The 11,768-nt window shown below is 70.8% G+C and carries 8 protein-coding genes; 2 read left to right on the forward strand and 6 right to left on the reverse strand.

Going from position 1 to position 11,768, the window contains the following annotated elements:
* Positions 1-94 precede the first annotated feature (94 nt).
* Positions 95-700: a YdbC family protein gene (locus SY2F82_RS09590; RefSeq protein WP_200418530.1), complete on the reverse strand. Its 606-nt coding sequence runs from the start codon at positions 698-700 to the stop codon at positions 95-97.
* Between the two features lie 152 nt (positions 701-852).
* Between SY2F82_RS09590 and SY2F82_RS09595 the strand changes: the two genes are divergently transcribed.
* Positions 853-1,383, forward strand: coding sequence for a TerD family protein (locus SY2F82_RS09595; protein WP_236041295.1), 531 nt, complete (start codon positions 853-855; stop codon positions 1,381-1,383).
* Positions 1,384-1,441: 58 nt separating this feature from the next.
* Here the strand turns inward: SY2F82_RS09595 and SY2F82_RS09600 are convergent, their stop codons facing one another.
* Both SY2F82_RS09600 and nrdR read right to left on the reverse strand, forming a co-directional pair.
* Complete coding sequence (locus tag SY2F82_RS09600; protein ID WP_200418532.1) at positions 1,442-4,330, reverse strand: vitamin B12-dependent ribonucleotide reductase; 2,889 nt, start codon at positions 4,328-4,330, stop codon at positions 1,442-1,444.
* A gap of 147 nt (positions 4,331-4,477) precedes the next feature.
* Positions 4,478-5,038 (reverse strand): transcriptional regulator NrdR, encoded by a 561-nt coding sequence (nrdR, locus tag SY2F82_RS09605; RefSeq protein WP_200418533.1) that lies wholly within the window; start codon positions 5,036-5,038, stop codon positions 4,478-4,480.
* A 524-nt stretch (positions 5,039-5,562) separates the two neighbouring features.
* Here nrdR and lexA point away from each other — a divergent pair.
* On the forward strand, positions 5,563-6,342 hold the full coding sequence (gene lexA, locus SY2F82_RS09610; RefSeq protein ID WP_200418534.1) for a transcriptional repressor LexA: 780 nt from the start codon (positions 5,563-5,565) through the stop codon (positions 6,340-6,342).
* A gap of 272 nt (positions 6,343-6,614) precedes the next feature.
* Here lexA and SY2F82_RS09615 read toward each other — a convergent pair whose 3' ends face one another.
* The 3 genes from SY2F82_RS09615 to SY2F82_RS09625 all read right to left on the reverse strand — a co-directional run bounded on the left by SY2F82_RS09615 (position 6,615) and on the right by SY2F82_RS09625 (position 11,475).
* Positions 6,615-8,588, reverse strand: a complete 1,974-nt coding sequence (locus tag SY2F82_RS09615) for an ATP-dependent DNA helicase (RefSeq protein ID WP_200418535.1) — start codon at positions 8,586-8,588, stop codon at positions 6,615-6,617.
* A 144-nt stretch (positions 8,589-8,732) separates the two neighbouring features.
* Complete coding sequence (locus SY2F82_RS09620; protein WP_200418536.1) at positions 8,733-9,521, reverse strand: GNAT family N-acetyltransferase; 789 nt, start codon at positions 9,519-9,521, stop codon at positions 8,733-8,735.
* A gap of 70 nt (positions 9,522-9,591) precedes the next feature.
* On the reverse strand, positions 9,592-11,475 hold the full coding sequence (locus SY2F82_RS09625) for an IucA/IucC family siderophore biosynthesis protein (protein WP_236041327.1): 1,884 nt from the start codon (positions 11,473-11,475) through the stop codon (positions 9,592-9,594).
* Positions 11,476-11,768: the final 293 nt, after the last annotated feature.

The following is an 11,768-nucleotide window of genomic DNA, read 5'->3' on the forward strand; positions in this document are numbered from 1 at the left end:
GACGGCCGAACGGGCACCCGAGGGCCTCCATAAGGCGCAGGTCACACCTGATCCGCACCCGGAGGTCCGTCCGGATTCCAAACGGTGGGGGGCGTCAGACCGTCCACGTCGACTCCAGCTCCACGATGTCCCCGGTGAGCGCCGCGACGTCCGCCTCCGTCTGTGCCCGCAGCGCCAGCCGCTCCACGCGCTCCTCCCGGTACTTGCCGTGCTCCGCCGCCGACTGCCACATGGACAGGATCAGGAACTCATGGCCCGGCGCCTCCCCGAAGAGTCCGCGGATCATGCCGGGTGAACCCGCCATGGCCGGGTTCCATACCTTCTCCTGCATCAGCGCGAAGTGCTCGGCGCGCTCCTCGTGGACCCGGCAGTGCGCGACACGCACCAGGTCGGCGTCGGTGAAGCGGGGCTCGAAGCCGGTTTTCACATCGAAGCGGTGGTCGAAGAGCCGGACCTGCTGATCCTTGAACGTGCCCGCCTGCGCGGCTGCCAGCCTGTCGTGCGAGCGCGCCATGAACGAGTCGTAGAAGGCGCGGCTCTCCCAGAACGCGAAGATGTGCGCCACGCCGGGCCTGACCCGGCTGAAACCCCCGCCCTGTCCCCGGAAGCCCGGCTCCCCCAGAAGCCCCGCCCACTTTCGCTGCCCCCGTTCGAAACCGCGGCGGTCGACCACGGTGCAGCGAATCCACTTGACCAGCACCGCGCCATCGTAAGGCCAGCTTGCGTGGCGTTGGTCACGCTCACGCGGAGTGCACCCGAGCGAGCGCCCCGCGCGCGAGGCACAATGGACAACTGGCCCTCATGGAACGGTAGTTCCCACAAGGGCGGATGACAACGGGGAGGGAATGGGAGATGACCGGTCTCAACAAGGGCATCCGCAAGGTCGAACTGGCTGTGAAGTGGGACCCGAGTCCCTCCGACCAGCCGCCCACCGACCTCGACATCGTGGCCGCGACCTATCTGGCGGATGATCCCTATGGGGCCCCCGCCTATGTGGTGCACTTCGACAGCCGCTCCCCCGACGGCACGATCTACCTCAACCGCGACAGCCTGGACGGCAAGGGCTTCGGCTGGGACGAGGTCATGACCGTGGAGCTGTACCGGCTCGACAGCCGGTACGCGCGCGTCGTGGTCGGCGTCACCATCCAGCAACGAACCGGGCACAGGACGTTCGTCGGCGTCCTGAACCCGGCGCTGCGGGTCCGCGAGGACTACACCGTGCTCGCCGAGGACGACTTCGGGGGCGTCCTCGGCGCCACATCGGCGAGGGTCGCGGAGTTCGTGCGCGACTCCTCCGGGGAGTGGACGTTCCACCCGGGCGTCCACGGCTTCGACACGGACCCGGAGGGCTTCGCCCGGGTCATGGGCCGGCCGCTCTCCTAGAGCCTGTGCACGCCGAAGGGCGGCACGACCACCGGTCGTGCCGCCCTTCGGGTGTCGGTCAGCTGCAGCCGCTCGTCGAGCCGCAGCCCTCGCAGATGTAGCAGGAGCCCGCCCGCTGCATCTTCGTGCCGCAGGAGAAGCACAGCGGGGCGTCCGCCTGGATGCCCAGCTGCATCTCCACCAGCTCGGCGCTGGTGTGCGCCTGCTGCGGGGCCGGCTTGGCCGCGGCGGACTCCGTCCTCGGCGTGGCGACCGCCTTCAGCTCCTGGGTCCGCGGGGCCGACTGGGCCAGGCCCTCGACGTCGACCTCCTCGTCGTCGATCGGCTCGTAGGAGCCGGTCTCCAGGTGGCGCTGACGCTCCTCGGCGGAGTGGATGCCGAGCGCCGAGCGCGTCTCGAAGGGCAGGAAGTCCAGCGCCAGACGGCGGAAGATGTAGTCGACGATCGACTGCGCCATCCGCACGTCCGGGTCGTCCGTCATACCGGCCGGCTCGAAGCGCATGTTGGTGAACTTGGAGACGTACGTCTCCAGCGGCACGCCGTACTGCAGGCCCACCGAGACGGCGATGGAGAAGGCGTCCATCATGCCCGCGAGGGTCGAGCCCTGCTTGGACATCTTCAGGAAGACCTCGCCGAGACCGTCGTCCGGGTAGGAGTTGGCGGTCATGTAGCCCTCGGCGCCGCCGACGGTGAAGGAGGTGGTGATGCCGGGACGGCCCTTCGGGAGGCGCTTGCGGACCGGGCGGTACTCGACGACCTTCTCGACCGTCGGCTCCGCGGCGGGCTGCTCGGCCGGCTTCTCGGCGCTCTCCTTCTTCTTGGCGGAGAGGGGCTGGCCGACCTTGCAGTTGTCGCGGTAGATCGCGAGCGCCTTGATGCCCAGCTTCCAGGCCTCGAAGTAGATCTCCTCGACGTCCTCGACGGTGGCCGACTCGGGCATGTTGACCGTCTTGGAGATGGCGCCGGAGATCCACGGCTGGATCGCGGCCATCATGCGGACGTGGCCCATCGGGGAGATGGCGCGCTCGCCCATGGCGCAGTCGAAGACCTCGTAGTGCTCCGGCTTGAGGCCCGGCGCGTCGATCACATTGCCGTGCTCGGCGATGTGGGCGACGATCGCCTCGATCTGCTCCTCCTGGTAGCCGAGGCGGCGCAGCGCCTGCGGCACGGTGCCGTTGACGATCTGCATCGAGCCGCCGCCGACCAGCTTCTTGAACTTGACCAGCGCCAGGTCCGGCTCGACACCGGTGGTGTCGCAGCCCATGGCGAGACCGATGGTGCCGGTCGGGGCGAGGACGGACGCCTGGGAGTTGCGGAATCCGTTCTTCTCGCCGATCCGCAGCACGTCCTGCCAGGCCTCGGTGGCCGCGGCCCACACCGGGGTGTCCAGGTCGTCCATGCGGACGGCGGTGGCGTTGGCGTCGGAGTGCTGCTTCATGACGCGCAGGTGCGCCTGCTCGTTGCGGGCGTAGCCGTCGTACGGGCCGACGACCGCGGCGAGTTCGGCGGAGCGGCGGTAGGCGGTGCCGGTCATCAGGGAGGTGATGGCACCGGCGAGGGCGCGGCCGCCGTCGGAGTCGTAGGCGTGGCCGGTCGCCATGAGCAGGGCGCCGAGGTTGGCGTAGCCGATGCCGAGCTGGCGGAAGGCGCGGGTGTTCTCGCCGATCTTCTGGGTCGGGAAGTCCGCGAAGCAGATCGAGATGTCCATCGCGGTGATGACCAGCTCGACGACCTTCGAGAAGCGCTCGACGTCGAAGGACTGGTTGCCCTTGCCGTCGTCCTTCAGGAACTTCATCAGGTTCAGCGAGGCGAGGTTGCAGGACGTGTTGTCCAGGTGCATGTACTCGCTGCACGGGTTCGAGCCGTTGATACGGCCGGACTCCGGGCACGTGTGCCAGTGGTTGATCGTGTCGTCGTACTGGATGCCCGGGTCGGCGCAGGCCCAGGCGGCCTCGGCCATCTTGCGGAACAGGGTCTTGGCGTCGACCTCCTCGATGACCTCGCCGGTCATACGGGCGCGCAGGCCGAACTTCTCGCCGTTCTCGACGGCCTTCATGAAGGTGTCGTTGACGCGGACCGAGTTGTTGGCGTTCTGGTACTGGACGGAGGTGATGTCCTCGCCGCCGAGGTCCATGTCGAAGCCCGCGTCGCGCAGGGCGCGGATCTTCTCCTCCTCCTTCACCTTGGTCTCGATGAAGTCCTCGACGTCCGGGTGGTCGACGTCCAGGATGACCATCTTGGCGGCGCGGCGGGTGGCGCCGCCCGACTTGATCGTTCCTGCGGAGGCGTCGGCGCCGCGCATGAAGGAGACCGGGCCGGAGGCGTTGCCGCCGGAGGAGAGCAGTTCCTTGGAGGAACGGATGCGGGAGAGGTTCAGGCCGGCGCCGGAGCCGCCCTTGAAGATCATGCCCTCTTCCTTGTACCAGTCGAGGATCGACTCCATGGAGTCGTCGACGGACAGGATGAAGCAGGCGGAGACCTGCTGGGGCTGGGCCGTGCCGACGTTGAACCAGACGGGGCTGTTGAAGCTGAAGATCTGGTGCAGGAGGGCGTACGCCAGCTCGTGCTCGAAGATCTCCGCGTCGGCGGGCGAGGCGAAGTACTTGTGGTCCTCGCCGGCCTTCCGGTAGGTCTTCACGATGCGGTCGATCAGCTGCTTGAGGCTGGTCTCGCGCTGGGGGGTGCCGACGGCACCGCGGAAGTACTTGCTGGTGACGATGTTGACCGCGTTCACCGACCAGAACTCGGGGAACTCGACGCCACGCTGCTCGAAGTTGACCGAGCCGTCGCGCCAGTTGGTCATGACGACGTCACGGCGCGCCCACTCGACCTCGTCGTACGGGTGCACGCCCGGGGTCGTGTGGATGCGCTCGATACGCAGCCCCTTGGTCGCCTTGGCGCCCTTCGCTCGGGAACCTCGTGCCGGACCGCTCGCCGTCTCTGTCATGCCGCCTCCCTGTACGGGCGAAAACGCCCTGAAGTGCCCTTTTCTTCCCATGGCACGGTGTTGTGTCTGCTTGTCACGCGCGTCCTGCGGGCGCGCGTGACGGGTCTGTGTGCGCCGCCGACGGGGCCGACCGGGTCGGCCCGTCCGTCAGTCGGCGGCGGTGGCGGGCAGGAGGGCGTCGGCCGCCCCTCCGGACCCGCGATCGGTTCCCTGGCGCTCCGCGTCAGTGATCTCGTGGTCGTCTTCGTCCACGGCGGTGCGCTCCCGCTGCTGCCTGAGTTCCGCGATGGCGGCCTCGAAGTCCTCCAGCGAGTCGAACGCCCGGTAGACGGACGCGAACCGCAGGTAGGCGACGAGGTCGAGCTCCTGCAAGGGGCCGAGTATGGCCAGACCCACGTCGTGGGTGGTCAGCTCGGCGCTCCCGGTGGCCCGCACGGCCTCCTCGACCCGCTGGCCGAGCTGGGCGAGTGCGTCCTCGGTGACAGGCCGCCCCTGGCATGCCTTGCGCACGCCGTTGATGACCTTGGTACGACTGAAGGGCTCGGTGACTCCGGACCGCTTGACCACCATCAGCGAACAGGTCTCCACGGTCGTGAATCGACGGGAGCAGTCGGGGCACTGGCGGCGCCTGCGGATCGACGTGCCGTCGTCGGTCGTACGACTGTCGACGACGCGGCTGTCGGGGTGCCTGCAGAAGGGGCAGTGCATGGCTCCATCCCTCCTTTTCAGCACGACGCATAGACCTCATGGGTCTCACCGGCCCCACGAAGCAGCCACAAGCATAGGCGATCTCGGTGACCACGAAGACCGGGGGGACCACAACTTGTGGGTCACTACTGCAATCCAACCACTACATCTAGCGATTGGCTCGTACATTCGGCGGCGACACGCAAACCGAGGCCGTCTTGGCATGTGCCGCACGGTCATACCCATTCGGGCCATGCACGGATACGGTGGACGCCACATGGAGAAGCGGGGCTGATACCCGGCCTGCGGTGCGTCGGATGGCAGACTGGGCGCCGTCCGTGGCGGCCCACAAGGCCCTCGCCCCGGCGGTGAAGAGTACAGCAGGGGACACTTCCGCCCAGCGGAAGCGGCGTCGGCTCAATACACCCGGAGACCTGATCACGTCAGGCAATTCCCGGTTTTTCACTCGAACGTGTGTTTGGCGCAACCTTTCGAAAGCAACTACCGTTGTGCTGCACGGGAGACCATCGAGAGGGGCCGACGACGTGACCACCACCGCAGACAGTGCCACCATCACTGCCCAGGACCGCTCCCAGGGCCGACTCGAGCCGGTGCATGCCATGAACGAAGCCACGAGCCCTGAGGGGCCGAAGAGGTCCCTGCCCGGCCGACCTCCAGGCATCCGGGCGGACAGCTCCGGGCTGACCGAGCGGCAGCGCCGGGTGATCGAGGTCATCCGGGACTCGGTACAGCGGCGCGGCTACCCGCCGTCGATGCGGGAGATCGGCCAGGCCGTCGGCCTCTCCAGCACCTCATCGGTCGCTCACCAGCTGATGGCACTGGAGCGCAAGGGTTTCCTGCGCCGTGACCCGCACCGTCCGCGCGCCTACGAGGTGCGCGGCTCCGACCAGGCGTCCTCCGTGCAGCCCACCGACACCGCGGGCAAGCCCGCCGCGTCGTACGTCCCCCTGGTCGGCCGGATCGCGGCCGGTGGCCCGATCCTCGCCGAGGAGTCGGTCGAGGACGTCTTCCCGCTCCCGAGGCAGCTCGTCGGTGACGGTGAGCTCTTCGTCCTGAAGGTCGTCGGCGACTCCATGATCGAGGCAGCGATCTGTGACGGCGACTGGGTAACGGTCCGCCGCCAGCCCGTCGCGGAGAACGGTGACATCGTCGCCGCGATGCTCGACGGCGAGGCCACCGTGAAGCGGTTCAAGCGCGAGGACGGCCACGTCTGGCTGCTGCCGCACAACTCCGCGTACCAGCCGATCCCGGGCGACGAGGCGACGATCCTCGGCAAGGTGGTGGCGGTACTGCGGCGGGTGTGACCCTCCGCGGCGGGCGCACGGACGCCCGCCCCTGATCCGGGCCCCGGGACCCCTGCGCCGGTTCCGGGGCCCCATGCTGTCCGCGGCCGGGCACGCCGCGCACTCCGCCTTCCCTTCACCACCACTGCGCCGGCGCGCACCGCATTCATCCCTCCCCGCCTCCCCGCCTCCCCGCCGCCGCGACGGCGCGACGGCCCGGGGCCCCGCCGCCACTGCGCCGACGCATGGCCCGGCCCTCGCCGGCGCTGGGGGCGACGCACGCGGACGGGGAGCTACGCTCCCTGAGCCTTCGCCGCGGCGTCGATCGCCGCCAGGGACTTCCGGACCTGGTTGCGGTCCGTCGTGTACCAGAAGTCGGGCAGGGACGCCTTCAGATAGCCGCCGTAGCGGGCCGTGGCGAGCCGCTGGTCCAGGACGGCGACGACACCTCTGTCGCCTGACGCCCGTACGAGTCGGCCGGCGCCCTGTGCCATCAACAGCGCGGCGTGCGTGGCCGCGACGGCCATGAAGCCATTGCCCCCGGCTTCCTCGACGGCCTTCTGCCGGGCGCTCATCACCGGGTCGTCGGGGCGCGGGAAGGGGATCTTGTCCATGACGACCAGCTGGCAGCTGGGCCCGGGGACGTCGACGCCCTGCCAGAGCGACAGTGTGCCGAACAGGCACGTCCTCGGGTCCGCCGCGAAGTTCTTGATCAGCTCCCCCAGGGTCTCCTCGCCCTGGAGAAGGATCGGGAACTCGGGGATACGGGTGCGCAGCTCCTCCGCGGCGAGCTGAGCGGCCCGCATCGACGAGAACAAGCCCAGGGCGCGGCCACCGGCCGCCTGGATCAGCTCCGTCAGCTCGTCCAGCATGTCCGTGCGCTCGCCGTCCCGCGCGGGGCGTGACAGGTGCTTCGCGACATACAGGATGCCCTGCTTCGGATAGTCGAAGGGGGATCCGACATCCACCCCCTTCCACTTCGGCACGTCGTCGCCCTCCGTGCCCTCGGGGGCCAGTCCCAGGGACGCCCCGACGCCGTTGAAGTCGCCGCCCAGCTTCAGGGTGGCGGAGGTGAGGACGACCGAGCGGTCCGCGAACAGCTTCTCCCGCAGCAGTCCCGACACCGACATGGGGGCCACACGCAGGGAGGCACCGAAGCGGTCATGGCGCTCGTACCAGACGACGTCCCACTCGGAGCCGTTGGTGACCCGCTCCGCCACGTCGTGCACGCTCTCCACGGAGGCCAGCGCCTGCTTGCGCACCGCGTCCTCGTCCTGGACGGACTTGTCGCGGGTGGCGCCGATCGCGGAGATCACCGTGCGGCAGGCGTCGCGCAGCGCCATCAGTGCGTAGGCGAGGTCCTCCGGAATCTCCTCCAGACGGCCGGGCAGGGCCAGCTCCATCAGCCGCTCGAAGCCCTCGGCCGCGGTCTGGAGCTGGTCGGCGGCCTTCTCGTTGACGAGTTTCGCCGCGCGGCGCACCGCACGGTTGACCTGGCCGGGGGTGAGCTCTCCGGTGGCGACGCCCGTCACCCGGGAGACCAGCTCGTGGGCCTCGTCGACGATCAACACCTCGTGCTGCGGGAGGACCGGGGCGCCCTCGATGGCGTCGATCGCGAGCAGCGCGTGGTTGGTGACGACGACCTCGGCGAGCTTGGCCCGCTCACGGGCCGTCTCGGCGAAGCACTCGGCGCCGTACGCGCACTTCGAGGCGCCCAGGCACTCCCGGGACGACACGGACACCTGGGCCCAGGCGCGGTCGGAGACGCCGGGGGTGAGGTCGTCGCGGTCGCCGCTCTCCGTCTCCTGGGACCAGTCGCGCAGCCGCAGCAGGTCCTGGCCCAGCTTGCTGGTGGGCGCCGCGGCCTCGAACTGGTCGAAGAGGCCGTCCTCCTCGTCCTGCGGCACGCCCTCGTGCAGTCGGTGCAGGCACAGGTAGTTCGACCGGCCCTTGAGCATGGCGAACTCCGGGCGGCGGCGCAGCAGCGGGTGCAGCGCCTCCACCGTGCGCGGCAGGTCCCGCTCGACGAGCTGCCGCTGCAGCGCCAGGGTGGCGGTCGCCACGACCACGCGCTCCCCGTGCGCGAGCGCGGGCACCAGATAGCCCAGCGACTTTCCGGTGCCGGTGCCGGCCTGGACCAGCAGATGGGAGCCGTCGTCGATCGCCTCCGCGACGGCCTGGGCCATGGCCACCTGGCCGGGGCGCTCCGTGCCGCCGACGGCTGCGACGGCTGCATGGAGGAGTTCGGGGAGTGAGGGCTTCGTCATAGCGCGACCACCCTACGGTGCGGCACTGACAAACGGGCGCCGCATCCCTCGGCGCATGGAAGGCTCATGTGTGGTGCGGGGGTGCCGGGGTGGTGTGATGCGGGACGAGCATCGTTACTCACAGTGATGACGCTGCGGAGGACGCTAAAGCAGATGGCGCAGGGCCCGGTCCCGGACCATCAGGGCGGCCCGCTTGTCGGGCAGGTCGATCTCGGCGGAGAACCGGAAGCCGGCGCTCAGGAACGCGGCGACGGAGGGCGTGTTGCGCAGATCGGGTTCGGCGACGACGCGAGCGCAGGAGGGACGCCGGTCGAGGACGAGGTCGGCGACGCAGCGGAGCAGTGCGGAGCCGAGGCCGCGCCCGCGGTCGGCGACACCGCCGATGAGGAGGTGGACTCCGGTGTCATGGGGACGGGCGGGGTAGTTGCGGGCCAGGGGGTCGAGGTCCGCGCGGTAGATCTCCCAGTAGCTCATGGGGGTGCCGTCCAGCACGCCGAGGCAGGGGACACTGCGTCCGTCACCGGCCAGTTGGGCGCGCAGGTGCCGCTCGGTGACCGATGCGTCTCCGGCGAGTTCCCAGAAGACCGCCACGGCGGGGTCGTTCATCCAGCGAACGATCAGCGGGAGATCGCGGCCGAGGTGGACCGGCACGAGGTGGAAGACACCCACGGGGGTGGACGTGGCTCCCCAGTCGGCGACATGGTCCAGGAGGTCGTCGTCCGGCGGAGGCTCCGACGTGCCCTGCTCCTCCTGGACGCGGAGCGCCAGGAACTCACCGGGCAGCCGTAGATCGAGGGTTTCCTCGCAGTCGGGGCCGGAGTCCGGACCGGTGCCGGAGGGAGCGCCGGCTCCCGGGCCCGGGGCGGTGACGGGCTCCACGGAGGCGGTGCCGGTGTCGGTGCCGGTGCCGGTGCTCGCGTCGGTGGGAGACACGGCGACGCTCCTCTCAGAAGACGGGACGGGTCATGTTCCTCGGGGATCAGGGCGGTGCGTGACGGCCAGGTCAGGGATGGAGGGGGTTGGTGATGGTGACGTAGACGGACTGGGTGTCGACCGGGCCGACGAGTTCGTCCAGGCCGTGCAGCCGGGTCAGCAGATTGGCCTTGCACCTGAGGACGGGTGAGTCGAGCAGACGCGCCGGCAGGGTCGTGCGCAGCCGGCCCGGACCGGTGGCGGCGTCGGCGAGGAAGCCGCGGAAGGCGGCGAGCAGCAGCCGTTCGTCGGCGAGGCGTTGGGAGCCGAACGCTCCGATGAGACCGAGGACGTTGTTGATGCCGAGGTAGTAGGCGAAGCGCTCGTCGGTGACCTCGTCGGAGACGAACGTGTCGCTGAGCTCGCCGATGCCGGGCAGTCGTGCGTCGAGTTCGGCGCGGCGGGACGCGCGGAAGTAGTACCCCTGGTTGTCGCGGTAGCGGCCGCCCGCGGGCCAGCCCTCGGCGTCCAGCAGGAGCACGGTGTTCTGCTGGTGTGCCTCCAGGGCAATGCCGGCCTCGCTGTCCAGCCAGAGCACCGGGCGGACCACGTGGTGGAGGTAGCGCAGGAACCACTCGGTGGCGACGGCCCCGCGGGAGCGGCCGGTGCGCCCGGCGAGACGGGTGACGATCTCGGCGAGCCGGGAGCACATGACGGGACGCCGCTGTCCGTCGGGGTGCGGGCGGGGCCTGGGCGAGACGAGTCCGGCGACGCAGGAGGCGTCGTCGACGGGGGCGAAGGGGTTGTGGCGGATCACCACGTCCAGTCCGGCCACGGGGTTGCCGTCCTGGCCGTCGACGGCGACCCAGGCGGGGTCGCGGACGATGTCGAAGCCGGGGTGCGCTGCGCGCCACTGCGTGCCGAGGCCGCCGCGCAGCAGGCGGTGCACCTCGACGCCCCGGTGGAGTTCCTTGCGGAGGTTCTCCCGCCGGGAGTTGGTGATGCGCAGGCCCAGCGACAGCTTGAGCATCGCGGGGGCGCCCGAGCGGTGGACGGTGCGGACGGAGGAGGTCGGGTGCCAGGGCGTGCCGTGGGGGCCGAGGTCCCTCAGGAGTCCGGCGTCCAGCAGGGCGGCCGCCTCGGGGCGGTGCCGGATCTCGCGCGCCTGCCAGGGGTGCAGCGGCAGTGCGGTGAAGCCCTGAGGCAGCGGGAGGTCCGGGCCGGCGAGCCGTTCGGTGAGCCGGTCGGCGGGCAGGGGCCGGCCGCCTTCCGTCCATGCCGAGTCGGCCGCACACACCGAGGGCGCGACCGCGAACCAGTGCAGCGGGAAGGAGCCGCGCAGCTCGGGTGAGTAGAGCCGGGCCTCGGTGTCCGAGAGGCCCTCGCGGCTCTTGGCCGTGGGGTGCATCGGGTGCCCGAGCAGCAGGGCCTGTTCGGCGGAGAGGAAGAGGTCCGCACCGTCCGCGGGACGCTCACAGCGGTCGGCGAGGAAGGTGGCGGTGCGGCGTGCGGAGTCGGCGACGCGGGCCAGCAGGTCGGTGACGTGGTTCGGCACGGCGCCCGGCTCCGGTGCGGCCCCGGCGGGGGCTGGGGCCGGTGCGGCCCCGGCGGGGGCGGTGGCCGCTGCGGCCCCGGAGCCCGCCGTCTCCCGTGCCAGCAGTGCCGCCACCGTCACCGCGTCCACGGGCGGGGCCTGCTCCGGTGCGCCGGCCAGGCGGGGCAGGCCGAAGCGGTGCCAGCCGGTGGGGGACCAGTGGTGGACCGGGACGAGGAGGGCCGTGCCGCCGGCGCGGAGCGGGATGCGCAGGGTGCCGTCGGCGGGAGCGGCGAGGTCGTGCTCGCGGACCCAGCAGCGCAGCAGGTTCTCCACGGTCGCGGCCTGGGCCGCCGTGTGCGGGTCCGGGTGGTCCAGAGGGTCGGCGGCGGTGCCGTGCGGCTCGTCGGCCTCCGGTGATGGCGGCTGCTGCGCAGGCAGCGTGTGGAGTCCCGTGGGCACGGTGGCCCGCGCGCGGACGGCGCTCCGCGCGGGGGCGGGGCCGTGACCGCCGGAGGCGGGGCGGCCCCCGTCGTGGGCGGGACCCTCGGGTGCGGGAGTCGCGTGGGCGGGGGTGGAGTTCAAGGGCGTACCTCGTGAGGTCGTTCCGGCTCGTACGGCGACGGGCCAGGCGCGGGTGCGGGTGCGGGTGCGGTGACCCCGGGACCGGTGGAGGACGGACCGGGTCGACGGAGGTCGTGTCCGGCCGCCGGCCGGTCCTCGTGCCCGTGCCG

It is taken from the genome of Streptomyces sp. Y2F8-2 (assembly GCF_014905555.1).
Classification (GTDB): Bacteria; Actinomycetota; Actinomycetes; order Streptomycetales; family Streptomycetaceae; genus Streptomyces; species Streptomyces cynarae.

Excerpts from the sequence above, each read along its gene's own strand:
- SY2F82_RS09595 (WP_236041295.1), top strand. The coding sequence starts at position 853 with ATGACCGGTCTCAACAAGGGCATCCGCAAGGTCGAACTGGCTGTGAAG.
- SY2F82_RS09600 (WP_200418532.1), bottom strand. The coding sequence starts at position 4,330 with ATGACAGAGACGGCGAGCGGTCCGGCACGAGGTTCCCGAGCGAAGGGC.
- nrdR (WP_200418533.1), bottom strand. The coding sequence starts at position 5,038 with ATGCACTGCCCCTTCTGCAGGCACCCCGACAGCCGCGTCGTCGACAGT.
- SY2F82_RS09615 (WP_200418535.1), bottom strand. The coding sequence starts at position 8,588 with ATGACGAAGCCCTCACTCCCCGAACTCCTCCATGCAGCCGTCGCAGCC.